25 protein-coding genes and 3 pseudogenes are annotated in these 25822 nt (G+C 41.7%); 15 read left to right on the forward strand and 13 right to left on the reverse strand.

From position 1 onward, the window contains the following. The first annotated feature begins 3 nt into the window (after positions 1-3). From GOM48_RS00285 to purB, 3 genes are read left to right on the forward strand one after another with little or no spacing between them, the layout of a single operon-like run. Positions 4-900, forward strand: a complete 897-nt coding sequence (locus GOM48_RS00285; RefSeq protein ID WP_235097654.1) for a DUF6731 family protein — start codon at positions 4-6, stop codon at positions 898-900. Then, entirely contained in the window at positions 875-1414 is a 540-nt protein-coding gene (locus GOM48_RS00290) for a hypothetical protein (RefSeq protein ID WP_235097655.1), read from the forward strand. The genes GOM48_RS00285 and GOM48_RS00290 overlap by 26 nt, the downstream gene beginning before the upstream one ends. After that, a complete protein-coding gene (purB, locus tag GOM48_RS00295) occupies positions 1411-2706 on the forward strand; it encodes an adenylosuccinate lyase (protein ID WP_235097657.1) in 1296 nt (431 codons plus the stop codon). Before GOM48_RS00290 ends, purB begins: the two co-directional genes overlap by 4 nt. A gap of 172 nt (positions 2707-2878) precedes the next feature. Here the strand turns inward: purB and GOM48_RS00300 are convergent, their stop codons facing one another. Then, the gene (locus GOM48_RS00300) at positions 2879-3445 is read right to left on the reverse strand and encodes an NAD(P)H-dependent oxidoreductase (RefSeq protein WP_235097659.1); all 567 of its coding nucleotides are present in this window, start codon (positions 3443-3445) and stop codon (positions 2879-2881) included. Beyond that, positions 3442-4038, reverse strand: coding sequence for a TetR/AcrR family transcriptional regulator (locus GOM48_RS00305; RefSeq protein ID WP_235097662.1), 597 nt, complete (start codon positions 4036-4038; stop codon positions 3442-3444). The genes GOM48_RS00300 and GOM48_RS00305 overlap by 4 nt, the downstream gene beginning before the upstream one ends. Positions 4039-4256: 218 nt before the next feature. On the opposite strand from GOM48_RS00305, the pseudogene GOM48_RS00310 reads away from it, so the two are divergent. The 3 genes and pseudogenes from GOM48_RS00310 to GOM48_RS00320 all read left to right on the forward strand — a co-directional run. Further along, a pseudogene (locus tag GOM48_RS00310) lies at positions 4257-4484 on the forward strand (dihydroxyacetone kinase subunit DhaK); the annotation flags it as partial. Between the two features lie 41 nt (positions 4485-4525). Then, positions 4526-4627: a hypothetical protein gene (locus GOM48_RS09890; protein ID WP_414930190.1), complete on the forward strand. Its 102-nt coding sequence runs from the start codon at positions 4526-4528 to the stop codon at positions 4625-4627. Then, positions 4594-4764: pseudogene (locus GOM48_RS00320) on the forward strand (adenylosuccinate lyase); the annotation flags it as partial. The gene GOM48_RS09890 and the pseudogene GOM48_RS00320, both read left to right, overlap by 34 nt. 57 nt (positions 4765-4821) lie before the next feature. Here the strand turns inward: GOM48_RS00320 and strH are convergent. Further along, positions 4822-8808: an LPXTG-anchored beta-N-acetylhexosaminidase StrH gene (gene strH / locus GOM48_RS00325; RefSeq protein ID WP_235097664.1), complete on the reverse strand. Its 3987-nt coding sequence runs from the start codon at positions 8806-8808 to the stop codon at positions 4822-4824. 303 nt (positions 8809-9111) lie between these two features. Then, complete coding sequence (locus tag GOM48_RS00330; RefSeq protein WP_235097667.1) at positions 9112-9828, reverse strand: GntR family transcriptional regulator; 717 nt, start codon at positions 9826-9828, stop codon at positions 9112-9114. 316 nt (positions 9829-10144) lie between these two features. On the opposite strand from GOM48_RS00330, the gene GOM48_RS00335 reads away from it, so the two are divergent. From GOM48_RS00335 to GOM48_RS00370, 8 genes are all read left to right on the forward strand, one after another. Next, complete coding sequence (locus tag GOM48_RS00335; RefSeq protein ID WP_235097669.1) at positions 10145-11932, forward strand: glycoside hydrolase family 35 protein; 1788 nt, start codon at positions 10145-10147, stop codon at positions 11930-11932. Continuing rightward, positions 11929-12405, forward strand: coding sequence for a PTS sugar transporter subunit IIB (locus GOM48_RS00340; protein WP_000156968.1), 477 nt, complete (start codon positions 11929-11931; stop codon positions 12403-12405). Before GOM48_RS00335 ends, GOM48_RS00340 begins: the two co-directional genes overlap by 4 nt. Positions 12406-12431: 26 nt before the next feature. Next, on the forward strand, positions 12432-13337 hold the full coding sequence (locus GOM48_RS00345; RefSeq protein ID WP_235097671.1) for a PTS mannose/fructose/sorbose/N-acetylgalactosamine transporter subunit IIC: 906 nt from the start codon (positions 12432-12434) through the stop codon (positions 13335-13337). Further along, on the forward strand, positions 13324-14145 hold the full coding sequence (locus GOM48_RS00350; RefSeq protein ID WP_000185284.1) for a PTS system mannose/fructose/sorbose family transporter subunit IID: 822 nt from the start codon (positions 13324-13326) through the stop codon (positions 14143-14145). Before GOM48_RS00345 ends, GOM48_RS00350 begins: the two co-directional genes overlap by 14 nt. A gap of 3 nt (positions 14146-14148) precedes the next feature. Continuing rightward, complete coding sequence (locus tag GOM48_RS00355) at positions 14149-14553, forward strand: PTS sugar transporter subunit IIA (protein ID WP_235097673.1); 405 nt, start codon at positions 14149-14151, stop codon at positions 14551-14553. Positions 14554-14780: 227 nt separating this feature from the next. Then, a complete protein-coding gene (locus GOM48_RS00360; protein ID WP_235097675.1) occupies positions 14781-15947 on the forward strand; it encodes an SIS domain-containing protein in 1167 nt (388 codons plus the stop codon). 10 nt (positions 15948-15957) lie between these two features. Further along, complete coding sequence (gene lacD / locus GOM48_RS00365) at positions 15958-16953, forward strand: tagatose-bisphosphate aldolase (RefSeq protein ID WP_004245774.1); 996 nt, start codon at positions 15958-15960, stop codon at positions 16951-16953. 145 nt (positions 16954-17098) lie between these two features. Next, positions 17099-18136: an aldose epimerase family protein gene (locus GOM48_RS00370; RefSeq protein WP_000649414.1), complete on the forward strand. Its 1038-nt coding sequence runs from the start codon at positions 17099-17101 to the stop codon at positions 18134-18136. Positions 18137-18214: 78 nt separating this feature from the next. Here GOM48_RS00370 and GOM48_RS00375 read toward each other — a convergent pair whose 3' ends face one another. From GOM48_RS00375 to GOM48_RS00415, 9 genes and pseudogenes are all read right to left on the reverse strand, one after another. Then, complete coding sequence (locus GOM48_RS00375) at positions 18215-18772, reverse strand: SMI1/KNR4 family protein (RefSeq protein ID WP_000051082.1); 558 nt, start codon at positions 18770-18772, stop codon at positions 18215-18217. Positions 18773-18784: 12 nt separating this feature from the next. Further along, on the reverse strand, positions 18785-19507 hold the full coding sequence (locus tag GOM48_RS00380; protein ID WP_235097677.1) for a DUF4241 domain-containing protein: 723 nt from the start codon (positions 19505-19507) through the stop codon (positions 18785-18787). Positions 19508-19534: 27 nt separating this feature from the next. Further along, positions 19535-20125 (reverse strand): SMI1/KNR4 family protein, encoded by a 591-nt coding sequence (locus GOM48_RS00385; RefSeq protein ID WP_235097679.1) that lies wholly within the window; start codon positions 20123-20125, stop codon positions 19535-19537. A 24-nt stretch (positions 20126-20149) separates the two neighbouring features. Continuing rightward, the gene (locus tag GOM48_RS00390; RefSeq protein WP_235097681.1) at positions 20150-21223 is read right to left on the reverse strand and encodes an ankyrin repeat domain-containing protein; all 1074 of its coding nucleotides are present in this window, start codon (positions 21221-21223) and stop codon (positions 20150-20152) included. Between the two features lie 24 nt (positions 21224-21247). Then, positions 21248-22312 carry an ankyrin repeat domain-containing protein gene (locus GOM48_RS00395; protein ID WP_235097683.1) on the reverse strand — a complete coding sequence of 355 codons (1065 nt, stop codon included), beginning with the start codon at positions 22310-22312 and terminating at the stop codon, positions 21248-21250. 45 nt (positions 22313-22357) lie between these two features. Beyond that, entirely contained in the window at positions 22358-22765 is a 408-nt protein-coding gene (locus tag GOM48_RS00400) for a hypothetical protein (protein WP_235097685.1), read from the reverse strand. A gap of 51 nt (positions 22766-22816) precedes the next feature. After that, entirely contained in the window at positions 22817-24049 is a 1233-nt protein-coding gene (locus GOM48_RS00405; protein WP_235097687.1) for a sensor histidine kinase, read from the reverse strand. Beyond that, a pseudogene (locus GOM48_RS00410) lies at positions 24050-24725 on the reverse strand (response regulator transcription factor). It lies immediately after the preceding gene. Between the two features lie 9 nt (positions 24726-24734). Continuing rightward, a complete protein-coding gene (locus tag GOM48_RS00415; RefSeq protein ID WP_235097688.1) occupies positions 24735-25355 on the reverse strand; it encodes a GTP pyrophosphokinase family protein in 621 nt (206 codons plus the stop codon). A gap of 182 nt (positions 25356-25537) precedes the next feature. Between GOM48_RS00415 and GOM48_RS00420 the strand changes: the two genes are divergently transcribed. Then, on the forward strand, positions 25538-25795 hold the full coding sequence (locus GOM48_RS00420) for a metal-sensitive transcriptional regulator (RefSeq protein WP_000185163.1): 258 nt from the start codon (positions 25538-25540) through the stop codon (positions 25793-25795). The last annotated feature ends 27 nt before the right edge of the window (positions 25796-25822 follow it).

Consider the following 25822-nt stretch of genomic DNA (forward strand, 5'->3'; position numbering starts at 1 on the left):
AACTTGTCTACAGATAGTGTTGAGAAAATTTTTAAATGTGAATATTTTGATGTGTTTGAATATGTTAATGATAAAAAAGTGCCATTTGATCTTGAAAAATGGATAAAAGGTATTGATGTTTCAAAGTATTCGCAGAATGCTGTCGAATATTTGGATGATTATATAAGAGTTGAAAATATTAGTTATAAAAAAAGTTTTGATTTGTGGTTTTTTCAATTTTTACGAATCAGAGATAAAGATGTCCCATTATTGTGTAAAAGAGAGTCAGAAGCAGAAGAGTTATCTTTAAACGATGATGAATATGTAGCCGAACCGATGGTATGTTTATATGATCCTAGAAAGAATATATTAATGATTCAAAAGAATTCGCATAGTGTTAGTGCGGTTGGAATTGAAAAATATTTTCATAAGACTTTTACGGATAGTAAAATTAGGCTGGATAGAAAAATAGATTTCAAAGCTTTTAAAAAAGTTAAAGAAGCACAACAAGTTTCAAAAATTCGTTTTAGAATGAGTGAGGTTGATGTTTTACAACGATTGGACATTTTCTCAACATTGAAATCAAAACTAGGAAAAGCAATAGATTCAATGAGAGATATAGGAATTCCTTATTATGATATTACTTTATCAGTAGGACGGTATAAAACAAAGGAATTAAATACGGATGAGAAAAACAATCTATTAGATGATATTTTGTTATTGAATGATAAATATAAGGATCATGTAGAGAGAGCTGATTTTACAGTAAGAAATGAGGGAGTTTCTGAATTCGTGAGTCTATTTGGTAATGTTATACAGGATGAAATTACAATTAAACAAGAAAGAAAATTACCGATAAAATACGATGACGTGAAACATAAGATGGGAGATGTCTATGAGAAGAGAAAATCGGAATTCTGATTTCTTTATAAAAATATTTCCATTCTTGATATCAGCTGTGGTTGCAATCATAGATTGTAAAATAAATTTTATTTGTGCTAGTTCTAAAGGGATAGATACATTATTTTCCAATTTAATAAATGTATTTGCAATCATAGTGGGCGTTTTGATAGCACTTTTTGGTGTTTTGCCCTCTATACATAGTTCATTAATTATGGAGAGAATTCGTGAATATGACGCTGAGAGTGATTTATTTTATTTTTGTAAGGAAACATTACTTTTGAATTTCTTGTCTTTGTGTTTCACAATACTTCTTGGATTCATACAGTCAAACTTTGACTTAAACAATTATAATTATATTTTTAGTATTTGGTTATTTATAGTATGTTCAACTCTAATATCATCGTTTAAAACAATATTAATTTTATTAAAGATTTCTTTCTGGTCATCTAAAAAAAAGCAAGAAATTGAAAAATTGGATGAATCTGAGTCTCAAAAACTTAAAAATAAATATGTAGATAAGGAGAAACTATGATCAACCGTTACTCTCGCCCTGAAATGGCGAACATTTGGAGTGAAGAAAATAAATACCGTGCTTGGCTTGAGGTGGAAATCTTGGCTGACGAGGCATGGGCTGAGTTGGGGGAAATCCCTAAGGAAGATGTGGCTTTGATTCGCGAGAAGGCGAACTTTGACATCGACCGTATTTTGGAGATTGAGCAAGAGACTCGTCACGATGTGGTGGCTTTCACGCGTGCGGTTTCTGAGACGCTTGGTGAGGAGCGTAAGTGGGTTCACTATGGCTTGACTTCTACTGACGTGGTCGATACTGCCTATGGTTACCTCTACAAGCAAGCCAACGACATCATCCGTCGTGACCTTGAAAACTTCACCAACATCATCGCTGATAAGGCTAAGGAGCACAAGTTCACCATCATGATGGGCCGTACCCACGGTGTGCACGCGGAACCAACGACTTTCGGTCTCAAGCTTGCGACTTGGTACAGTGAAATGAAGCGGAACATCGAGCGTTTCGAGCATGCGGCTGCTGGTGTGGAAGCTGGTAAGATCTCTGGTGCGGTTGGGAACTTTGCCAACATCCCACCATTTGTAGAGCAATACGTCTGCGACAAGTTGGGTATCCGTGCCCAAGAAATCTCTACACAAGTGCTTCCTCGTGACCTCCACGCTGAGTACTTTGCAGTTCTTGCTAGCATCGCAACTTCTATCGAGCGTATGGCAACGGAAATCCGTGGTCTGCAAAAATCTGAGCAACGCGAAGTAGAAGAATTCTTTGCCAAGGGGCAAAAAGGTTCATCTGCTATGCCTCACAAACGCAATCCTATCGGTTCTGAAAACATGACAGGTCTTGCGCGTGTTATCCGTGGTCACATGATTACAGCTTATGAAAACGTAGCTCTCTGGCACGAACGCGACATTTCCCACTCATCAGCTGAGCGCATCATCACACCAGATACGACTATTTTGATCGACTACATGCTCAACCGTTTTGGAAATATCGTCAAGAACTTGACCGTCTTCCCAGAAAACATGATCCGCAACATGAACTCGACTTTTGGTCTTATCTTTAGCCAACGTGCCATGTTGACCCTGATTGAGAAAGGCATGACACGTGAGCAAGCTTACGACCTTGTTCAACCGAAAACAGCCTACTCTTGGGACAACCAAGTAGACTTCAAACCGCTCCTCGAAGCTGATCCAGAAGTAACATCACGCCTCACACAAGAAGAAATCGATGAAATCTTCAACCCAGTTTACTACACCAAGTGCGTGGATGAAATCTTCAAGCGCGTGGGCTTAGATTAAATATAAAAACAGGCCTGGGCAAAAAGTCCAGGCTTTTGAAAATAAATTAGAAAAAATAGATGACGCAGTGGTTGATTGGCATCTTCCTTCGCTTTTTAAGCTCCAAGCGGGGGTGGGAAGACGAACTTTTTTAACTTGTTTGAAGTTCTTTCCCGCTCCCGTTTTCTTTATCTTAAATTTGACTTGCCAGTTGTCCGACTTTCTTGAGCATTTCTTGGCGTTCTTGGTCTGTTTTGCGTTCTACACTGTTGAGGACGGTCAGTTTGACTGGAGTAATTCCACACGGTTTCAGGACTTGATTTTTCAGTACCTTGCCGTAGTCTTGGACAAAAGGCAAGGCAAAAGCAGGTGTGTTGTGGCTGGTGATAATCCAGCCGGACTTGCCTTGCAGGTGGCCTTGGAGGCCAACTTTTTTATAAGAGTAAGCAAAGTCAGCCGCAAAGACGCGGTCGATAAAGCCTTTGAGAATGGCCGGCATACCACTCCACCAGATAGGGAAAATGAAAATCAGCTGGTCTGCCCAAGTAATCAAATCCCTGTATTTTGCCATTTCAGGGTCTTTGTGCAGGTCACGGCGTCTATGTTCTTGGTCAAAGCGCAAAATCGGATCAAAATTTTCAGCATACAAGTCCAAAGTTTTCACCTCGTGCTTTTTAGAAAGATTGCTTTGAACTTCTTTGAGAATAGCAGCATTGAAGCCAGTTGGGCTGGGGTGGGTGTAAATAATCAAGGTTTTCATGATTGTTCTCCTTTGATATAAATATCAAGCATATGCTCAATCGTGCTTTGGATGGCTTGAAGATCAAGGTCTTGTCCGATAGGACTGTTGGTCAGAACGGCTAGGCCTGTGATAAAGCTCCAAAAGTGAAAAAGGCTTTCTGCTTCGCTATTGCTAAAATTTTCCTCCTTGCGAAGCTTTAAAACGAGCTCCTTAAATTTATCAAATCCAGGCAAGTCAGACTCCAAGAGAATAGTGTCCTGCGTCACCTTCATATATTTAAAAGGAAATTTGATAAAGAGAGCTTCAAAAAAATGAGGGTAGGTCTTGGCAAAAATAATGAAATTAAGTCCAAGCTGGATCAGCTGATCGCGCGCAGAACCAGTCGCATCAATATTTTCATTGATTTCCTGATTGAGAAAAAGCGAAAGCTGAGTCAAAACGACTTTGAGATAGCCTTCCTTGCTCTCAAAATGGCGGTAAGGGCTGCCGTGAGTCACACCGCAGACCTTGGCAACAGTCCTGAGCGAAAGTTGTTCAATTCCATGTTTTCCGATTTCGTCAATCCCTGTTTGGATAAGCTGTTCTTTCAGTTGGGCAGTATTGCGTTTCATGTATCTCCTCCAAAAGTATACGCTGTCTACTTATCTATCTTTAGTATACGCTGTCTACTTTTTCTTGTCAACTAATTTGATGTTTTCTTCTAGTCTAAGATGTGGCAGAATTTGCTTTGGGCAAGATAAAATGTTAAAATGATGCCAAAAATGACAACGCTTTCTTTTTAGGGTGAATAGCTCAATTTGAAAGAAGCGCCGAGAAAAGGAGGACACCTATGAAGAAAATTATCAACGATCCAACAGCAGTTGTGAACGAGATGCTGGACGGCTTGGCCTATATTCACAGCATCGGGTCGAGGGATTTGATATAATCGCTCGCAAGAGTGAGAAGACGGGCAAGGTTGACCTGATTTCTGGCGGCCATGAGCCCTTCCCACGCTGGCTTTGTCAGCGAGGGCATGCTGTCGGCTGCTATTTGCGGAGCGGTCTTTATTTCACCAACATCATCGCTGATAAGGCTAAGGAGCACAAGTTCACCATCATGATGGGTCGTACCCACGGGATGCATGCGGAGCCGACGACCTTTGGTCTTAAATTGGCGACTTGGTATAACCAAAAACAGCCCACTCATGGGATAACCAAGTAGACTTCAAGCCACTTCTGGAAGCAGATCCAGAAGTAACATCACGCCTCACTCAAGAAGAAATCGATGAAATCTTCAACCCTGCATACTACACCAAACGAGTGGATAATATCTTTGAACGTATCGGACTTGGTGACTAATCATAAAACAAAAAAGCGAGATTCGATCTCGCTTTTTCATATTCTCTTAGAAGAATCTTAGTCTTCTTTTCTCTTAGTCAGTCCGTAGGCTGCTAGAGTCGCCATGAGTCCTGCTGCGATCAAGCCTGCAGAGTCTTGACTTCCTGTTGCAGGGAGTTGTTTTTCATCTGCTTTGACAGTAGTTGGTGCAGTTTGCTCAGCTTTCTCAACGGCAGTTCCGACTTCAACGACTTGAGTGACCGCTTCCTGTGTTACCACGCTATTGACAAGTGTTCTTTCTTCTTTGCCGTCAGCAGTAGTACTTACAGAGTAGAAGGCAGTACGGTGGCCGTTAGCACCTTTAGTAACAACTTGCGTCTGTCCTTTTGGCAATTGAGGATTTTCACGTGTCACAGTAGTGAATGGAATTTCTTCCTCTTGAATGTCCAGTCTCGGTTTTGTTTCTGCGGCTGGAGCAAGACCGTGTTCATCCCCTACATGGGTTACAAGGGTTCCGACTTCAATAACTTGGGTTACTGCTTCTTGGGTCACAAGGCTATCTACAAGAGTTTTCACTTCCTTACCGTCAGCACTAGTGCTCACAGAGTAGTAATGACTGCGACGACCGTTAGCGCCTTTAGTAACAACTTGAGTCTTCCCTTTGAGTAAGAGTGGATTTTCACGTGTCACAGTAGTGAACGGAATCTCTTCCTCTTGGATATCTAGTCTCGGTTTCGCTTCGGCAGCTGGAGCAAGGCCGCTTTCATCCCCTTTGTGAGTAATAGGGGCACCGACTTCAACCACTTGGGTCACAGGTTCTTTGGTTACTTGGCTATCTAGAATGGTTTCTGTTTGTTTACCATTTTCAGTAAGGACAGAGATGTAATGAGTGCGTTCGCCATTTACACCTGGTGTTACAATCTTTTCTTGCTTAGCTGGGAGGTTCGGATTTTCTTTTTTAACGATTTCAAACGGAATAGCCTCTGTTTTTATGATGAGCTCTGGTTTGTTTTCGACAGCAGCAGCTAGTTCGTTTTCATCGAGGCTTCCTGAGTGTGTTGCAGCTAGTTTGAGGCCTAGGCGGGCTGCTTTGAGTTTGGCTACGAGAGCGTCTAACTCGGCTTGTTTGCTACGGTTGAGGTTGTAGTTGAGAGCCTCTTTAGCTGTATTTAGGGCATCGAGACTTTCTTTGCTGTATCCCTCCAAGTTAGTAGGGATTTGAGCAAGCTCTTCACGGAGAGCATTGTAGTCAGCGCGGAAGTAGTCTTTGTTGTGATCTGCGAAGGCAGTCATAAGTTCAAAGATTTCTTCTTCCTTGTACTCGGCACTTGGTTTGTCTGCCCAGATAGCAAGCATGCTTCCGACTGTCGGAAGGTCTACTTCTGGATACTTGGTAGAAGCAAGCTGGTTAAATGGCACTTTACCAGAGTTTTCAATCGCCTTTGATAGTGGGTAGGCTTCGTCTGGTTTGTGATTACCTAAAACATAGTACCAATCTCCGTTAGTGTTAAGGAATTTATAACCTTTGCTTGCTAGATATTGAGGAGATGCAAGGTTATAGCCCCACCATCCTTTAGACCAGTAAGAGATGATGACATCCTTGTCAAACTCAACATCGTCCTTGTCCTCGTAGTAGAAACCATCGTTGAAGGCCATTGGTTGAAGGCCTCTTTCTTTGGCCATGGCAGCAAGGGTGTTAGAGTATTCAGCAAACTTGCCATAGAGTCCATACCATTTGAGGTAGTACCAGCCTTGCGCGTTGGTGGCATCATTGGCATATTCGTCTGTACCGTAGTTGAAGATCTTTGTCTTGCCTGCAAAGAAGTCCATGTACTTGCCGATGAGGGCTTTGACAAAGTTCATCGCCTCTTCGTTTTCAAGGTCCATGGTTGTTTTGGAGACCTTGTCAAAGTTGGCTTGAGGATTCTTGATTCCAAGTTTTTCCATAGCGACGAGCATGGCATCCATGTGACCTGGGCTGTTGATTGCTGGGATGAGTCCGAGGCCTTTTGATTTTGCGTACTCGATCAATTCAGTGATTTCAGCTTGGCTAAGAGTGGTTCCGTTTGGATCATCGTAGTAAGCTTTTGTTCCTTCAATGATGGCATTTTTGACATCGTCACTTGCATAAGTTTTACCGTTAGCAGTGATAGTCATGTCATCAAGTAGGAAGCGAAGTCCATCATTTCCTAGGAGGAGATGCACATCAGAATATCCAAGTTCGCTAGCTTTATCAATGATACGTTTGAGTTGCTCAGCTGAGAAGTACTTACGTCCAGCGTCGATTGAGATCACCTTGTTCTTGGCAAGTTTTTCAACTTCGCGTTTCGCATCTTCTTCTTTTTGAGCTTCTGGTGTGAAGGTCAAGTTGCTGACAGCTTCTTGGAGTTTTGCGATTGCCTGGTCAATGGTATCTTGTTGGGCACGGCTGAGGTTGCTATCAAGTGAGCGAATGGCTTTTTCAGCTTCTTTTACAGCTGCGACACTTTCTGCAGTATAGCGGTTAAGGTCTGTTGGTACTTCTTTCAGAGCTTGCTCAGCAGACTCATAGTCAGCTGCGAAGTATTCAGCATTGGCATTTGCGAAGCTACGCATGAGTTTGAAGAGGCGTGATGGTGAATAGCGTGCAGATGGGGTATCCGCCCAAGCAGCTACCATACCCCCGATGAACGGGATAGTAGCCCCATCAGATTTTGGTACAGAAGTGATTGGAGTGTTCTTGATACCATTGAGTCCTTGGTCGAGGTTGTACCAGCCTTGGCCATCGGCATTTCGTCCGAGAACATAGTACCAAGCATCGTTGGTATTAAGGATTTGGTGACCTTTTTCAACTAGAAGTTTAGAAGAAGCGACGTCGTATCCGCCCCATCCACCAGTCCACATAGAAACGATGATATCTTTGTCAAAAGTACCAGAACTAGTATCACTATTGTAGTAAATGCCATCGTTGAAAGCCATTGGCTTAAGACCGTGAGATTTGACAATGTGAGCAAGATCATTAGCGTAAGTGATAAATTTACTATATTTTCCTTGTGTTTGAAGGACAGTCCAACCTTTAGCGTTTGTAGCATCGTTGGCATACTCGTCAAGTCCGATGTTAAAAATATCAGATTTGCCAGCGAAGTAAGCTGCATACTTGTCGATTAAAGCTTTTGTGAATTCAACCGCTTCTTTGTTATCAAGGTCAACAGTACGAGCAGATTCTTTTCCCAAGTAGTTGAAGTTCGGTTTTTGGATGCCTAGTTCTTTCATAGCATGCAAAATCGCATCCATGTGCCCAGGGCTATTAACGGTTGGGATTAGTCCGATACCTTTATCTTTGGCATAGTTAATCAAGTCCGTCATCTGGCTCTCTGTCAAGTGGTTGCCATTTGGATCCTTGTAGTAGGCATCAGTTCCATTTTCGAGCGCACGTTTGACATCATCACTTGCATAGGTTTTGCCATTGGCTTTGATTGTCATGTCGTCCAACATAAAACGCATGCCATCATTTCCAACTAGTAGATGAAGATCAGTATAACCGTAGTGTTTGGCTTTGTCGATGATTTCTTTGAGTTGCTCTGGAGAGAAGTACTTGCGTCCAGCGTCGATTGAGATCATTTTTCGTTTCGCTAGTTTTTCATTCACCTGAGTTGCTCGTTCCGTGCTAGGAGTGGCTACTGCAGGTGTGACGGCTTCATTTTTCTTTTCTGCAGGAGTTTCAGCTGGGGCAGGGCTTTCTTTCTCGGCAGTAGGAGTTGGAGCAGCATTTTCTGTCACAACTGGTGCGCTTGACTCTTCTGTTTTTGGAGCAACTGTTCGAGGAGCCTCCTTGTCTTCTTTGACCTCCTCTTTTACAGGCTCGTCAGCTTTTTCTTCCAGTTTTTCTGGAACCTTGGAGTCTACAGCTTCTTTGACTGCTTGAGGACTCTCCTGAATCGTTTGGACAGTTTCTTCAGCTGTTGGAGCTGGAGTAATCCCGTCGGCAGATACGACTTGGGTACCAAAAGCAAATCCTATGAGTACAGAAGCTGCTCCAATCGCGTACTTACGAATGGAGAAGCGCTGTTTCTTTTCTAGTTTCATGATAAAACCTCCCTGTTATTATATTGTATGATAGCGATTACACAAAACTGTTTTCATTTTATTACCTAAGATATAAAAAGTCAAGCGGCTTTATGAAAGAACTATAATAAATGGAGGAAATTATAAGATTAGGAAGCTGTTTTTCCTAGCAAATCTGCTCTAGCAGAAAATTTTTTCTGACTATTTTACTTGTTTTTAGTAAAAACGCTACTAATTATAGATTTACCTTTTATCGTATGTTCATACTAAATGGAGTATGCTATGATAGATATAGAAAAACCCGAGTCTAAGCTCAGGTTTTTCTTATCGGCCTTGATTACTTGAGATAAATTTAATCTTGTAGTAATCTGCTCGCTTATAAGTTTCGCTATAGGCCAGAACTTGACCAGTAGCTTCTAGCTTGGTTGTCTTGGTTTGGAAGACTGTTGGGAATTGTGTATCGATTCCTAATACAGAAGCAGCGTGCTCTGGGGTTGGGAATGTAATCTCATTGATTTCCTCAAAATGCTCATCAGTCATGTGGATGTGGTAGTCCAACTTGAAGCGTGTATAGATAGAACTATAGTAGTCAAGGTTTGGATAGTTGGCATTGATATATTGTTCAGGAATATAAGAAGTGTGGTAGATATAAGTTACGTCATTACTTTGACGAATACGTTCAATCTTATAGTAGAATTGATCTCCACGTAGGCCGAGTTTGTCTAAATATTCAAGCTTGTTTCCACGTTCGATAGAAAGAACGGTTACCTTATCGTCTTTTGTTTCAAAAATTTCGACATCTGAAAATTCAACGAGTTTGTGCTTACGAGCGCGTGATACGAATGTCCCTTTCCCTTGTTGACGGACAATATAGCCATCTTTGGCAAGGTCGTTCAAAGCGCGTACGACGGTAATAGAACTCACATCATACATGGCGATCAATTCTGCTTCAGTATAAAATTTGTCTCCACTCGCAAATTGACCTGAGATGATTTTATTCTTGAGTTCGTCTTTAATATATTGGTATTTTGGAATAGCCATAATTGCACCTCAATTTTTTTCTTTCTCCTTCTTTGATTTTACCACAAACACAAAGAAAATAGTAGCATTTAGATAAAAAAATAACATAATACATTAAAAATATTATTTTGCACATATATAAAAGTATCATCGAAACAGAGGTCGTACAAAAGCCCTTATTTCATGCTATTTTTTAGATAATTTTGGTAAAAAAGAAGTAAAAAAATAGAAAAATTTTAAAGAATTTTCTAAAACCTATTGACAAATGCACGAGATTTGATTATAGTTAATATTATAATAAATGAAAGCGCAAACTTAATTAGTCAGAGGTAGTAACATGACAAGATTTAAAATTGAGGACGATTTCTACTTAGACGGCGAACCGTTCAAGATTTTGTCCGGCGCCATTCATTATTTTAGGATTCCAGCAGAGGATTGGTATCATTCCCTCTACAACTTAAAGGCGCTTGGCTTTAATACGGTCGAGACTTATGTAGCATGGAATTTACACGAACCTGTTGAAGGGGAGTTTAATTTTGAAGGTGCTCTAGATTTGGAGAAATTTCTCCAAATAGCACAGGATCTGGGACTTTATGCCATTGTACGTCCGTCTCCATTTATCTGTGCTGAGTGGGAGTTCGGTGGTTTGCCAGCTTGGCTCCTGACCAAGGGCATGCGAATCCGCTCGTCCGACCCAGCCTACATCGAGGCTGTTGCTCGCTATTATGACCAACTGTTGCCAAGGCTTGTGCCTCGTCTGTTGGATAATGGCGGGAACATTCTTATGATGCAAGTCGAAAATGAATATGGCTCTTATGGAGAAGATAAGTCTTATCTACGAGCAATTCGGAAATTGATGGAAGACCGAGGAATTGATTGCCCGCTCTTTACTTCAGATGGCCCATGGAGGGCTACTCTGAAAGCCGGAACCTTGATCGAAGACGACCTCTTTGTGACAGGGAACTTCGGCTCTAAAGCTCCTTACAATTTTTCACAGATGCAGGAATTCTTTGATGAGTATGGTAAAAAATGGCCCCTCATGTGTATGGAGTTCTGGGATGGCTGGTTCAACCGTTGGAAAGAACCCATCATCACACGGGATCCTAAAGAATTGGCAGAAGCTGTTCGAGAGGTATTAGAGCAAGGCTCCATCAACCTTTATATGTTCCATGGCGGAACAAACTTTGGTTTCATGAATGGTTGCTCGGCTCGAGGAACTCTAGATTTGCCACAAGTTACATCTTACGATTATGATGCCCTTCTCGATGAAGAAGGAAATCCAACTGCTAAATACCTAGCAGTCAAGAAGATGATGGCAACACACTTCCCAGAGTATCCACAGTTGGAACCACTCTATAAGGAAAGCATGGAGATAGGGTCCATTCCATTGGTCGAAAAAGTTTCCTTGTTTGAAACTCTGGATAGCCTGGCCAGTCCAACTGAAAGCCTCTATCCAAAAGCGATGGAAGAACTTGGTCAAAGTTATGGCTACCTTCTTTATCGTACCGAAGCAAGTTGGGATGCCGAAGAGGAACGTCTCCGTATCATCGATGGACGTGACCGAGCTCAACTCTATGTAGATGGTCAATGGATTGCCACTCAATACCAGACAGAAATTGGTGAAGATATCTACTGTCAAGGCAACCGAGAAGGCTTTTCAGAGATTGACATTTTGATTGAAAATATGGGGCGTGTCAACTACGGACATAAGTTCTTGGCAGATACGCAGCGTAAAGGAATTCGTACAGGTGTCTGCAAGGATCTACATTTCTTACTGAATTGGAAACAATATCCACTTCCACTGGATAATCCTGAGAAGATTGATTTTTCAAAAGGATGGACAGAAGGACAACCAGCCTTTTACGCTTTCGACTTTACGGTCGAAGAGCCGAAGGATACCTACTTAGACTTGTCTGAGTTTGGTAAGGGGGTTGCCTTTGTCAACGGGCGCCACCTAGGGCGTTTCTGGAACGTCGGCCCGACCCTCTCACTTTATATCCCTCATAGCTATCTCAAGGAAGGTGCTAACCGCATCATCATCTTTGAAACTGAGGGCGAATATAAAGAAGAGATTCATTTAACTCGTAAACCTACACTAAAACATATAAAGGGGGAAAACTTATGACAATTGTAGGATGCCGTATCGATGGACGTTTGATCCACGGTCAAGTAGCCAATCTTTGGGCTGGAAAACTAAATGTTTCACGCATTATGGTTGTAGACGACGAAGTTGTTAACAACGATATTGAAAAGAGTGGCTTGAAACTTGCGACACCACCAGGTGTGAAACTTAGTATCTTGCCGGTTGAAAAAGCGGCAGCGAATATCCTTGCTGGTAAATACGATAGCCAACGTCTTTTTATCGTTGCACGTAAACCAGACCGTTTCCTTGGTTTGGTCGAAGCAGGTGTTCCGCTTGAAACACTCAACGTCGGCAATATGTCTCAAACACCAGAAACTCGCTCTATCACACGTTCTATCAACGTGGTAGATAAGGATGTGGAAGATTTCCACAAACTAGCAGAAAAAGGTGTGAAACTCACTGCTCAAATGGTTCCAAATGATCCAGTTTCAGACTTTTTGAGCTTATTAAAATAGGAAAAAATTTTTAGGAGGTCATTGTTATGATACAATGGTGGCAAATTTTACTTCTCACTTTGTACTCAGCTTATCAAATCTGTGATGAGTTGACAATCGTTTCATCTGCAGGTTCCCCTGTATTCGCTGGTTTCATTACTGGTTTGATCATGGGAGATGTGACAACTGGTTTGTTTATCGGTGGTAGCTTGCAGTTGTTCGTTCTCGGGGTTGGTACCTTCGGTGGTGCTTCTCGTATTGACGCAACTTCTGGTGCGGTTCTTGCAACAGCATTCTCTATCTCTCAAGGTATTGATACAGACCTTGCGATTACAACAATCGCTGTACCAGTAGCGGCACTTTTGACATACTTCGACGTTCTTGGACGTATGACAACTACTTTCTTTGCACACCGTATTGATGCTGCGATCGAACGCTTTGACTACAAAGGTATCGAACGCAATTACCTACTTGGTGCGCTTCCATGGGCTCTTTCTCGTGCCCTTCCAGTATTCTTCGCTCTTGCTTTTGGTGGTGCTTTCGTACAATCAGTAGTAGACCTTGTTAAAGAATACCAATGGGTTGCAGACGGTTTGACACTTGCAGGTCGTATGCTTCCAGGTCTTGGATTTGCAATCTTGCTTCGTTACCTTCCAGTTAAACGTAACCTTCACTACCTTGCAATGGGATTCGGTTTGACAGCTATGTTGACTGTTCTTTACTCATATGTAACAGGTCTTGGTGGAGCTGTTGCGGGTATCCTTGGTACTCTACCTAAAGATGTTGCTGAAAAAATTGCTTTTGTGAATAACTTCAAAGGTTTGTCTATGATTGGTATTTCTATCGTAGGTATCTTCCTTGCAGTTGTTCACTTTAAGAACAGCCAAAAAGTAGCTGTAGCAGCACCTTCTACACCATCAGAAAGTGGGGAAATCGAAGATGACGAATTCTAATTACAAACTTACAAAAGAAGATTTTAATCAAATCAACAAACGTAGCTTGTTTACTTTCCAATTAGGTTGGAACTATGAACGTATGCAAGCTTCTGGTTACCTTTACATGATCTTGCCTCAATTGCGTAAAATGTATGGGGATGGAACTCCTGAATTGAAAGAAATGATGAAAGTTCATACTCAATTCTTCAATACTTCACCATTCTTCCACACAATTATCGCTGGTTTTGACCTTGCCATGGAAGAAAAAGATGGTGTGGGTTCAAAAGATGCCGTTAACGGTATCAAGACAGGTTTGATGGGACCATTCGCTCCTCTTGGAGATACAATCTTTGGTTCACTTGTGCCTGCTATCATGGGATCTATCGCAGCAACTATGGCTATCGCTGGCCAACCATGGGGTATCTTCCTTTGGATCGCAGTTGCAGTTGCTTATGACATCTTCCGTTGGAAACAATTGGAATTTGCCTACAAAGAAGGGGTTAACCTTATCAACAACATGCAAAGTACCTTGACAGCTTTGATTGACGCTGCATCTGTACTTGGTGTCTTCATGATGGGTGCTCTTGTAGCAACAATGATCAACTTTGACATTTCTTACAAATTGCCAATCGGTGAAAAGATGATTGACTTCCAAGATATCTTGAACTCAATCTTCCCACGCTTGCTTCCAGCAATCTTTACTGCCTTTATCTTCTGGTTGCTTGGTAAGAAAGGTATGAACTCTACTAAAGCGATCGGTATCATTATCGTTCTTGCAGTAGGTCTTTCATTCATCGGTAAATTCTTGCTTGGAATGGGCGCATAATTTATGAGTAAATCATTAATTTTGGTAAGTCATGGTCGTTTCTGTGAAGAACTTAAAGGTAGCACAGAAATGATCATGGGTCCACAGGACAACATTCATGCAGTGGCTCTTCTTCCAGAAGATGGTCCAGAAGAATTTACTGCAAAATTTGAAGCTGCTATCGAAGGATTTGATGATTTCCTAGTCTTTGCGGACCTTCTCGGCGGAACACCTTGTAACGTGGTAAGCCGTTTGATTATGGAAGGTCGCGACATTGAACTCTACGCAGGGATGAATCTTCCAATGGTGATTGAATTTATCAATGCAAGCCTTACAGGTGCAGATGCGGATTATAAGAGCCGTGCTGCAGAAAGCATTGTAAAAGTCAATGATCTGTTAGCGGGCTTCGATGATGACGAAGATGAATAAGATGTGACAACGTGAAAATCACAGGGAAAATAGGCGATAGGAGGATGGAGCGATGCTCCGACGATAATCGGTCTTTTTCCCCAAGATTTTAGTTGGAACTCAATTCAATAAGATGTGACAACGTGAAAATCGTTAGAACAGCTTGTATAGAATATACATGGGAATGGGAGTCAATCCATTCCCATATTTTCAATAGGAATGAAACAATAATAGATTAGAGGAACTCTATGCTAAATTACACAAAAGAAGAATTACTTAAACTGGGTGCAGAAATCACGACTCGTGAGATCTACCAACAGCCTGATGTATGGGAAGAGGCTTTTGAAGCCTATCAAGCGAAACGGGAAGAAATTACAGCCTTTCTTCAAGGGATCGCTGATAAACATGACTATATCAAGGTCATCTTGACGGGTGCTGGTACTTCTGCTTATGTGGGAGATACCTTGGTACCATACTTTAAGGAAGTCTATGACGAACGCAAATGGAATTTCAATGCCATTGCGACAACTGATATTGTTGCCAATCCAGAAACTTATTTGAAAAAAGACGTGGCGACTGTCCTTGTATCTTTTGCTCGTAGTGGAAACTCGCCTGAAAGTGTAGCGACTGTTGATTTGGCTAAAGCCTTGGTGGATGAGCTCTATCAAGTGACGATTACTTGTGCAGCAGATGGGAAATTGGCTCTTCAAGCTCATGGTGACGACCGCAATCTCTTGCTTTTGCAACCTGCTGCTTCAAATGACGCTGGATTTGCCATGACTTCTAGCTTTACGTCTATGATGTTAACAGCTCTCTTGGTCTTTGATCCTACAGAATTTGCTGTTAAAGCTGAACGTTTTGAAGTTGTGGCAAGCCTTGCGCGTAAAGTTCTAGACAATGCAGCAGATGTCAAAGAGCTTGTTGACCTCGACTTTAACCGTGTCATCTACCTTGGTGCTGGTCCTTTCTTCGGTCTTGCTCATGAAGCTCAGCTCAAGATTTTGGAATTAACAGCTGGTCAAGTGGCGACCATGTATGAAAGCCCAGTTGGCTTCCGTCACGGTCCAAAATCATTGATCAACGAAGATACAGTTGTTTTGGTATTTGGTACAACGACAGACTACACTCGCAAGTACGACTTGGACTTGGTTCGTGAAGTGGCTGGTGACCGTATTGCTCGTCGTGTTGTGCTTTTGAGTGATCAAGCCTTTGGTCTTGAAAATGTCAAAGAAGTAGCCCTTGGCTGTGGTGGTGTCTTGAACGATATTTACCGTGTCTTCCCATACATCGTATATGCTCAACTCTTTGCCCTATTGACTTCGCTGAAAGTTAAAAACAAACCAGATACACCGTCTCCTACAGGTACCGTAAACCGTGTGGTACAAGGTGTGATCATTCATGACTATCAAAAATAAGGAAGTGTCTATGAGTAAATTACAATTAAGTCCGAATAAAGTTGCCTGCCTGCAAAAACTTTCAGATGAAAATGGAATCATCTCAGCTCTTGCCTTTGACCAACGTGGTGCTTTGAAACGCCTCATGGCTCAATACCAAACAGAAGAGCCAACAGTAGCTCAAATGGAAGAACTCAAAGTCTTGGTTGCAGATGAATTGACCAAATACGCATCATCTATGCTTCTCGACCCTGAGTATGGTCTTCCAGCTACAAAAGCGCTTGATGCCAATGCTGGTCTTCTCCTTGCTTATGAGAAAACTGGTTACGACACAACGAGCACTAAACGCTTGCCAGACTGCTTGGATGTTTGGTCTGCCAAACGCATCAAGGAACAAGGTGCAGATGCGGTTAAGTTCTTGCTTTACTATGACGTAGACAGTTCTGACGAACTCAACCAACAAAAACAAGCCTACATCGAACGCATTGGTTCTGAATGTGTGGCGGAAGACATTCCATTCTTCCTTGAAATCTTGGCTTACGATGAAAAGATTGCGGATGCAGGATCTGCAGAATACGCAAAAGTGAAACCACATAAGGTTATCGGTGCTATGAAGGTCTTCTCAGACCCACGCTTCAACATCGATGTCTTGAAAGTGGAAGTTCCAGTCAACGTCAAATACGTTGAAGGCTTTGGCGATGGTGAAATCGTTCATACTCGTGAGGAAGCTGCAGCCTTCTTCAAAGCGCAAGATGAAGCAACTAACTTGCCATACATCTATTTGAGTGCGGGAGTGTCAGCGAAACTCTTCCAAGAAACACTTGTCTTTGCCCACGAATCAGGCGCAAACTTCAACGGCGTTCTTTGTGGCCGTGCTACATGGGCTGGATCAGTTGAAGCCTACATCAAAGACGGTGAAGCAGCAGCTCGTGAATGGCTACGCACAACTGGATTTGAGAACATTGACGAACTCAACAAAGTTCTTCAAACAACAGCGACTTCATGGACTGAACGTGTAGAAGCATAAAAACAAGAATAGAAGAATTCCTTTTTGTTAAGAGGATACTTAAGTTTTCTGACAAAGGATTCTGAAAATAGAAACTACAACCATAGATGGTGAGACACTCTCTATGGTTTGTTTACTTAAGAGAAATGGATCAAAGGAGAGAAGAATGAAAGCATACACAGAGCGTGTATTTGGAAATCATGAGGGCAAGGATGTCTTGACCTATCGCTTTGAGACTGATGGTGGTTACCAGCTTGAAGTTATGACTTATGGTGCGACCATCTTGCGCTATGTCACGCCTGACAAGGCTGGGAATTTTGCCAATGTGATTTTGGGCTTTGATGATTTTGATAGCTATGTAGGCAATAGTCCCAAGCATGGAGCAAGTGTAGGTCCTGTAGCGGGCCGTATTGCAGGTGCGACATTTGAGCTTAATGGCCAGACCTATAATCTTGAAGTCAACAATGCCAGCAACTGTAACCACAGTGGTTCAACAGGTTGGGATTCAAGCTTGTTTGAATTGGTAGAGGTGAGCGCCCATGGCTTGACCCTCTACACAGAGCGTACAGATGGGACAGGAGGATTCCCTGGTAATCTCAAGATATGGATCAGCTATCATTTGGAAGAAACTGGTGCTTACGAAGTCAGCTATAAGGTGACGACAGATCAGGATACGCTTGTCAATCCCACTAATCACAGCTACTTCAACTTGTCTGGTGATTTCACGCAGACAATTGACCGCCATGTCTTCCAACTAAATACGGAGGGCATTTACCCAATCGCTCCAGACGGAGTTCCGGCTAAGACTCCAGATGCTACTCGTGATGTAGTGAAACATATCTACAATGGAGCTTTGTTGAAGGACATCTTTGAAGAGGAAGATGAGCAAATCCAGTTGGTATCTGGTTTGGATCACCCATTTGCCCTTCCTGCCGGTCATGACAATGCTGGTTTCCTTTATGACCAAAACTCAGGTCGTTTCCTGCTGTTCAAGACAGAGGCCCCTTGCTTTGTGGTCTACACAGCAAACTTTGTGGATGAGAGTGTCATCATCGGAGGCCAGCCAATGGTGCAACACAATGGGATTGCCCTTGAAGCGCAAGCTTTACCAGATGCCATTCACAGTGACCTCAAAGACCAAGTCATTCTCAAAGCAGGTCAAACCTTTACCAGCAAAACTCGCTACGAGCTTGTTGTAAAATAAAAAGAAGAGCTGGTTTCCAGCTCTTTTGAGTTTCGTGCTGTTGTATTGACATTAGAGGCAGTTTGGTCAGTACATGGCTTATTTTTCTTTTTTCTGTTTCTCGATTCTCTCTAACATTCTGTTTTTACGCTCCTCCAGTTCTTGGATTTGCTTGAGCAAAAGATCTGAAAAGTCACTATCGAGTTCTTCAGCCTCTCCACTACTATACCAATCTAAGGCGACAATGTGATTATTTTTATCAAAGCAGAAAATCACATCTCCATCACCGATGATAGACAGAAAAGGGATATAATTTACAAAGCCTAGTTCATGTAATTCTTTGGTCTTCAGTCGAATATCTAGAAAATCAGGTATCTCATTTGCAATGCCGTAAACCTTAATACCACGGCAAAATGTCCAAAATGGTGCCACATCAAATGCTTTAGCTCTAGGCCACAGTTCCTCCCTGACTTCCATATATAGTCCGCCTAGGGGTGACATGGTAAACTCTCTAAAGTCTTCTGGAAGACTGATTTGATACAGTTTTTCAAAATCTTGTATCTCCTCTTCGGAGGGTTCGTTTCCCATGCAGGCTACAACTTGGTAGGTTTTAGAATCATAATGATGAAAATAATCATAGATTTTTTCTAGTGACATTGCTATTCCTCTCTATTCTAGGTAAATATATTCGACAACTAAATCACAAAGCTGATTATCCTTATCATAGCCAAAGTAGACGGGATAGACTCCGTCTCCAAAACCTGATTGGATCATCGGAATGCTTAGGTCAGTGTTGGGGATTTTAAAATTAATCCAATCCCCACCCTCACGTTGATAAAGGGGATTGTCTATGGCATGTTGAGCAAAAACTGCTGCAAAGAAATCATCGTAGATATTTTTGTCAGGATTTTCTTTATACCAATTATCTTCAAAATCGCAGTAGGCATTCTTGGTTTCAACATCTACTATCGTTGCCAGACCTGCATCAACTGCAAATCCAAAATAAGAGTCTTTTTCAACAGCGTCTATATCTTCATCACCAGTCAGTGCTTCATAGTAGATGACTGGTACTTGATCTGTAAATTGGATTCTCGTTGCTACATACCTGTAATGGTCTTCTTCTATCTTGGCTACTAAAGTTTTTAGTCTATATGTTCCTTTGGGAACAGATTGTAAGTAAGGCTTTTCCTCTCTACGGAGCCAGACCAAAGGATCGCGAACCAGAATTTCTCCGCTAGGGAAAGTCACTTCCCCCATATCCAAAACAAAAATTTCTGCACCCTGTATTTCTTTCCTATCAAAACAGTCTGCATAATTGATAGACGAAGTGAGTAGATGTTTTATTTCTTGGTATTTCTGCAACCATTCTTTTGAAACTTGTATTTTTCTCATAAACGGTTCCTTTCTAAATCTTCTATCTTATGCTTTTATTTCCCTAATTATCGAAAAGATTAGGTCTTTAAGATTTTCTGCCACATACACAACTTCATCAGGATCATGAATATAGCAAAGAATCTGACCTTCTTTTCCTTCTTTGTCAGGATCAAAATCCAGCATCAGGAAACAACTGTCACAATACTCGGCAAAAGGAATCCATTTTTTATTAAAAAGATAGGGTTTTATCCTCTCGTCCCGCATTTTTTCAATGTCTTGGCTTGTAAAATGCTCAGGAAATTCAGTTAAGAGGGCGTCTCTGTTTTGAAAATAGTGTTTAGTGTTTTTGATAGCCTGCAGGCTCATCAAGCAAAAGGCCATGTCTCTTTCATCTATAAGGCAAGGCAGAATACTGAGATACTTACTCCCGTTTTTATAGCTGTAAAGCTCTTTTACATCATCAGGCAGAGTTATCCCAAATTTCTCTTCAAATGCTGCTATTTCTTCCTCAGAAGCGCCGGATATCTCCTGATAATCGTCCAGATATTCTTCCTCGACAGGATCATCCAAATCCCATTCTTCAAAGTTTTCGCAAATGTACTCTTCTATCTTTTTTATCTCATCACTTATCTGCATACCATCCACCCTTTATTCTCTTAGTTACAGCTCTCCTTCGATTATTTGTTGCATATATGCTGGCATATCATTTACAAATTCCGCAAAACTGCACATATCTTTCAACTCTTCATGCTCTATATCATAGGAAGCTACCTTCTTTGTTTTAGGATTCCATACAATATAGATATGGTCATAATCTCCCGTCTGTTTAGAAATACGTAGGACTTTCTGTCTGCCTTTTTTCATCGGAACAGTATTGATTAAAGAAAAAAACTCTATCCATTTAAAATCACAGTCATTAAGTTCAAAATGTAATTCCTCGCTTTGAAGAAAATCAATGACCACCTTAGGCAATTTAAATGGTTTCAGTTCATCCAGTTTATTTTGTAAACTGTGGTATTTTTCAGGTTCTAACTGCTTAAAATATGCAGCCATTTCTTCATCGCCATTTTCAAGTGCGATACTGTATGGACGCATCCCGTCTTTTTCGGTTATTGTTACATCCGCCCCATTTTCCACAAGATACTGACACATTTTCAAATCAACATACCTTGCGGCTACACATAGCGGGGTTGGTTTAAAAGGATAGACCGTATCAGGGGCATTGTAGTTAATATTAACTCCGTTCTTTATAAAGAAATCAAGCACTTCATAATTTCTCTCTGAAACTGCACTGCGAAATGCCTGTCCACCGTATTTTTCTACCCTATGTCCTAATTCGTGGATAAGAGGTAGGTTCTCATATTTTTTCCCATATAAAGCCTGTTCAAAGGCCTCTGCCTTTACCTCATTTACACAGTTCACCTTTGCGCCATGTTCTACCAGATACCTGATAATAGCTTTATCACAATACCTTACAGCAAGCAAAAATGAAGGACTTCCTTTTACATTCAGATTGACGCCCTTTTGCACAAGCCATTTTACAGAGTCAAAACTTTCCATAATCAAAGCGATGTCTAAAGGTGACAAAGTGGTATACTTACCTATTTTTATACCCTTTTCAATATCCCATCCCTTTGAAAAATACTTATCTAATGCCGATGTATTTCCATTTATGATATCATTTACAATTTGTGGAACAGATTTAAAACTTCCTATATCCTTTAATGTAATCATTTTAAGTCTCCTACAAATTTAGAATCATCTGTTATAATTTGTTTTGCCTAAAGGAAGCGGATCAGGATTTAAGCTTACCCAGAGAACCGAAAGTTCACACAAACGTTCAGTTATAGTATCTTCATCACTGCCTTTTGCACGGATGCTGGAAATCAGTTCCTTAGTTTCTTCCAGTTCTTCTTCGGAAAGCGGTGTACCTGAAGCGAAATGATTTGGCAGGGCTTTAAGCATGTTCCGGTAGTGTTTATCCCAGTTGACACCGCCATTTCTATAGAGCTCATCCTGTACGCGCCCTGTTATACGGATCACTTCGCCTTGTACAGTTTTTGCTGGCCCGCTTGAAGGAATCAACATCTCCCAAAGTTCATCGTATTGCTTTTGCCAAGGACCATCTTCTACAAGAATAGGAGAAACTCCGTCATGTATCTTGCGTTTCGGAGCAGGCTTTACATCAAACAGTGCATAGAGTCTCTCAAGCCCTGCTTCTGTTTCAGTCAAGTAATCTTTATTAAAGTTTTCTCTGTGAAATTCAAAATCCTTTCCGATTAGTTCGACTCTTTCTGCCATATCAGGAGTTACCTCAGCGCCCGCCTTTATGAGCATTTCTGCAATTTCTGCTACCTGTGCAATATTAATCTGCCTACAAGTAGCAAGGGCTTCAGCTAAAGGAGTTCGTCCCATATCAGTTTTTGCATTAACATCTGCACCTTTTTCAACCAAAAAACTGACTATCTTAGGTCGGAAAAACCCTGCTGCCGTATGCAGAGGTGTACTCCCGTATGTATCAGGCTTTTGTATATCTCCGCCTAATTCAAAAAGTAGTTTCACAGTATCCCTACCCAGCGTGGCATGCTTATATAATGGTGTCCGCCCATAATAATCAGGAGTATTTACATCTAAACCCTGTTCCACCAGCCAGATAACAAGCTCATCAGGAACACCTCCAAAATGAAGTGCCGTATTTAAGCTGTATCTGCCGTCATGAGCAGTAAGCTCACATTTATAATATACGGCTTTAAGAGCTTCAATATCTCTTGCTGTAATCAGTTCATCAAAATTTTTAGGTAAGGTCACTCTTTTTTTGGACATTGTTCTCCTCCTTTAATATAAAACCAACATTTGCATTTTATATTTCTAAACCCACTTAAGCCCATCAACATCTTTTAAAATCATAGATCTTCCATCGTAGTCATTTTTGAACTCGATTTCTTTTTCCTTGACCGAAATGTTGTTGTACCAGTGATCTAAGCTGGCATATTTTCCTGTATGGATATTGATAAGCATACTTGTTATAGGATTCCAAGTGCCCTTCTCCACTGTTTCTGCAAGCAAATAATAGGCATCTAAAAATATGAGATTTCTCCCATAGATCCAAAATGGAAGTTGAATATCTAATAAAGGCAATTTTGCAGAAAAAATATCATCTCCATGTGGTGGCACGGTTTCATAATGAAATTCTATCTCACTCCCATAATATGCTATCGTTGCTCCTTCGCAACCGATGCTTTGAGGAGTACCCTCCTCAGCTACTAAAAATTCCATTGGCTTCCCCTTGTATTTTTATTGAATGAACTCTGACCAGACTCTCCACGTTTACAACCAGATGGTAAAGGTAATCACCTGCTTTTTATAGGTGACAAAGATTTTTCCTCTAAACAGGCTGACAAGGTGTTGGGCCATGGAGAGACCAATGCCATACCCAGAGGTGGTTTGGTTATTGTGTGATGTTTCGGCACGGTAGAAGCGATCAAAGAAGCGTTTAATATTGGCAGGCTGCCCATCCTTGTAGTCGTTAGACACAGTGATACAGGTGCGCTTGCGTAGGAGATAGGCTTTGCGTTTGAGAGTTAGACGGATGGTGCCTGCTGGATCACAGTATTTGCGGGCATTGTCGAGCAAAATACTGAGTAATTCGTAAAATTCCTCCTGAGCAACTTTTTCTATGATATCTGCTTCAATCAGGCTTTCAAAGTTTTTATCTTCTTTTTTAAAGAGGGGAGCAAAATCTGTCGCAACTTTCTCAGCAATAAGCGAGATATTTTGAGGAGTTAGTTTGATATCCTCTTGTTCCTCGAGCCGAGCAAGTCGGATCAGTCTTCCAATCAAGTGGTTGAGACGCTCTGTCTGTTCTTTGGTGCTGATACTCCACTCGGTCTCTCCTTCCATGAGTTCTTGAAGCTCGGTATTGGCCGAAATGATAGCCAGCGGTGTTTTGAGTTCATGACCTGCATTAGTGATAAACATCCGTTGTTTTTCATAGTTTTTGACGAAGGGACGGATAACAATCCCAGAAATCAAGGTAAAGAGCAGTATGAGGAGGAGTAAGCTAGCCAAGGCCAGCCAGATAGAGACCTGAAGTAGGGTGTCGCGTTCGCGGATATAGTTAGTTGTCTCAAAGAAGACCAGTAGTTTCCCAGTCGTAGATTGGCTCACTTGGTAGGTAAAATAGCGTCCCTTATGAGTAATAGAACCATAAGTTTCTTGCTTTTTGAGGATGTTTGGGAGAAAACTTTTGACTTCAGCCTCAGTTAAGGACTGGACATTTGTGAGGGAGATGGCGTAGTCATTTTCCTTTTCTCTGACGGAGAAGTATTGAAAATTGTAGACAATTCCTTCTTGGATATTTTTCTCAGTCAGACTTTCCTTGATTTCGTCTGTAATAGGAAGTTCGCCCTCATTCTTGGTTAAGATAGAGAGGACGGTGTGGATGTTACCCTCCGTCTGAGTGTAGACGATACTATTCATCAAGACTAGAAAGAAGGTTAGAATCAGAGCGATGGCAAGAGTGGCCGTTGCGATAAATTTGATACGAAGTTTTCGAAACATCTAGTCACCTCCTGTCAATTGGAAGGGGCCTTCTGCAGCCCCAAGTATTTGTAAGCTAGACTGGGCACTTTGGAGTTTTTGGCGTAGGTAGGAGATATAGAGAAAGACGAGCTCGTGATCCTGTTCTTCCAGCTCGTCTGGCCAGACCTGCTCTAGTAGCTGTTGACAACTGAGGGGTTGGTTCGCGTGCTGGATGAGGAGAGTCAAGAGTTGGGTTTCCTTTTTCCCTAAACGAATGCTGTTTGTAGCAGCTAATTCTTGTTCGTCAATATCCAAGCGAGTATTTCCTAATTGGACTGTATCCGGGGTGTAGTCTTCCAGGCGGCGTGCAGTAGAACGGAGTCTAGCTAAGAGTTCCTTGAGCGAGAAAGGTTTGGTCAAGTAGTCGTCAGCACCTGCATCAAGTCCAGTTACGCGGTCATCCACTTCGGCCATGGCTGTCAACATGATGACGTGAGTTGTATTGCCTGCCTGGCGAATTTCTTTGAGGGCTTCGATTCCAGTTTTAATTGGCATCATGATGTCAAAAATCATGAGGTGATAGTGGTTAGATTTAGCCTTTTCGACAGCGTCTTGTCCGTTAAAAACAGAATCAACGCTGTAAGCCTTCGCGTTCTAACGCAACAGTGATAACACGGTTTAGTTGGGTTTCATCTTCGGCAAGTAGGATTTTCATAGGTTCTCCTTAGTCTTGATCAGAGCACTGAATCAAATCACGGATGGTCTGCATGGTCAAGTCACAAGAAGCAAGCTCATCGGCACAACGTTTGAGCTCGCGCGTGATTCGCTCAGGATTTTGGATGTTTTTCTTGTATTTCATCTGGTGTTCGAGGCTAGCCCAGGAGTCCATGGCAATTGTGCGCAATTGAATCTCGATAAAATAGGTACCCTGGTCATTTCCCAGACAGTCTGGATAGGGAGTGGTCACCTCTAGAATCAGATGATAGGAACGGTATCCGTTGGGTTTGACCTGACGGATATAGTCTTTCTCTTTGAAAATATGGATGCTTGGCATCTGGCGAATATACTCTACGATGCGGTAGATATCATCTGTAAAGCCTGTGATAATTCGAACGCCAATAGCATCTCGTATTTCTTTAAGAGCGGATTGACTTGTCTGAGGAAGGCCCTTGCGTTGGCATTTTTCACGCATACTTTCCTCGGTTTTGATACGCGCATGCAAATGCTCATATAGTTTGAGGGAGGTTTCTTTTTTATAATTAGCTGCGGCTTCTTCCATATCTTGAAGAAAAGTCTGCAAGATAGTGGGTAAGTAGACTTCGCAAGGGCCATAGATAGAGTTCATAGGCTGGTCTATTCTAAGAATGACTCGTATTGCTACGAGCATAGATTCTAATAGTATTTGTCATTCTATTATACCATGAAAGCGATAGCAGGGTGAGATTCTATTGATAAAGAGGGAACGAGAATTTTGACAAAGGAGTCCATTAGAGATATAATGAAGAAAAATCGACCAAGGATAAGAAGATGACAAACTCAAAGTATATTACACGCCTGAAACGTTCAGAGGGGCAGTTGCGTGGAATTCAAAAGATGATCGAAGAAGAGCGTGATTGTGCAGATATCATTACCCAGTTGACAGCGGTTCGTTCGAGTGTGGAGCGCGTGATTGAGATGATCATTACCGAGAATCTCACAGCCTGCATCAACCAACCCCTAGACGACCCTGAGGCTCAAAAAGAACGCTTAGAAAAGGCTGTTCAGTACCTAATCAAACGAAAATAGTAGTTCTCTATGTGATAGAACAAGATA

The sequence above is a fragment of the Streptococcus oralis genome, assembly GCF_021497885.1.
Taxonomy (GTDB): Bacteria; Bacillota; Bacilli; order Lactobacillales; family Streptococcaceae; genus Streptococcus; species Streptococcus oralis_BQ.

Bases quoted from the DNA above. Each gene is read 5' to 3' on its own strand.
- GOM48_RS00335 (WP_235097669.1), top strand. From the start codon at position 10,145: ATGACAAGATTTAAAATTGAGGACGATTTCTACTTAGACGGCGAACCG.
- GOM48_RS00420 (WP_000185163.1), top strand. From the start codon at position 25,538: ATGACAAACTCAAAGTATATTACACGCCTGAAACGTTCAGAGGGGCAG.
- GOM48_RS00340 (WP_000156968.1), top strand. From the start codon at position 11,929: ATGACAATTGTAGGATGCCGTATCGATGGACGTTTGATCCACGGTCAA.
- GOM48_RS00300 (WP_235097659.1), bottom strand. From the start codon at position 3,445: ATGAAAACCTTGATTATTTACACCCACCCCAGCCCAACTGGCTTCAAT.
- GOM48_RS00290 (WP_235097655.1), top strand. From the start codon at position 875: ATGAGAAGAGAAAATCGGAATTCTGATTTCTTTATAAAAATATTTCCA.
- GOM48_RS00355 (WP_235097673.1), top strand. From the start codon at position 14,149: ATGAGTAAATCATTAATTTTGGTAAGTCATGGTCGTTTCTGTGAAGAA.
- purB (WP_235097657.1), top strand. From the start codon at position 1,411: ATGATCAACCGTTACTCTCGCCCTGAAATGGCGAACATTTGGAGTGAA.
- GOM48_RS00380 (WP_235097677.1), bottom strand. From the start codon at position 19,507: ATGAGAAAAATACAAGTTTCAAAAGAATGGTTGCAGAAATACCAAGAA.
- GOM48_RS00360 (WP_235097675.1), top strand. From the start codon at position 14,781: ATGCTAAATTACACAAAAGAAGAATTACTTAAACTGGGTGCAGAAATC.
- GOM48_RS00400 (WP_235097685.1), bottom strand. From the start codon at position 22,765: ATGGAATTTTTAGTAGCTGAGGAGGGTACTCCTCAAAGCATCGGTTGC.
- GOM48_RS00385 (WP_235097679.1), bottom strand. From the start codon at position 20,125: ATGCAGATAAGTGATGAGATAAAAAAGATAGAAGAGTACATTTGCGAA.
- GOM48_RS00350 (WP_000185284.1), top strand. From the start codon at position 13,324: ATGACGAATTCTAATTACAAACTTACAAAAGAAGATTTTAATCAAATC.
- GOM48_RS00415 (WP_235097688.1), bottom strand. From the start codon at position 25,355: ATGAACTCTATCTATGGCCCTTGCGAAGTCTACTTACCCACTATCTTG.
- GOM48_RS00345 (WP_235097671.1), top strand. From the start codon at position 12,432: ATGATACAATGGTGGCAAATTTTACTTCTCACTTTGTACTCAGCTTAT.
- GOM48_RS00390 (WP_235097681.1), bottom strand. From the start codon at position 21,223: ATGATTACATTAAAGGATATAGGAAGTTTTAAATCTGTTCCACAAATT.
- GOM48_RS00405 (WP_235097687.1), bottom strand. From the start codon at position 24,049: ATGTTTCGAAAACTTCGTATCAAATTTATCGCAACGGCCACTCTTGCC.
- lacD (WP_004245774.1), top strand. From the start codon at position 15,958: ATGAGTAAATTACAATTAAGTCCGAATAAAGTTGCCTGCCTGCAAAAA.
- GOM48_RS00330 (WP_235097667.1), bottom strand. From the start codon at position 9,828: ATGGCTATTCCAAAATACCAATATATTAAAGACGAACTCAAGAATAAA.
- GOM48_RS00375 (WP_000051082.1), bottom strand. From the start codon at position 18,772: ATGTCACTAGAAAAAATCTATGATTATTTTCATCATTATGATTCTAAA.
- GOM48_RS00305 (WP_235097662.1), bottom strand. From the start codon at position 4,038: ATGAAACGCAATACTGCCCAACTGAAAGAACAGCTTATCCAAACAGGG.
- GOM48_RS09890 (WP_414930190.1), top strand. From the start codon at position 4,526: ATGGGTCGTACCCACGGGATGCATGCGGAGCCGACGACCTTTGGTCTT.
- strH (WP_235097664.1), bottom strand. From the start codon at position 8,808: ATGAAACTAGAAAAGAAACAGCGCTTCTCCATTCGTAAGTACGCGATT.
- GOM48_RS00370 (WP_000649414.1), top strand. From the start codon at position 17,099: ATGAAAGCATACACAGAGCGTGTATTTGGAAATCATGAGGGCAAGGAT.
- GOM48_RS00395 (WP_235097683.1), bottom strand. From the start codon at position 22,312: ATGTCCAAAAAAAGAGTGACCTTACCTAAAAATTTTGATGAACTGATT.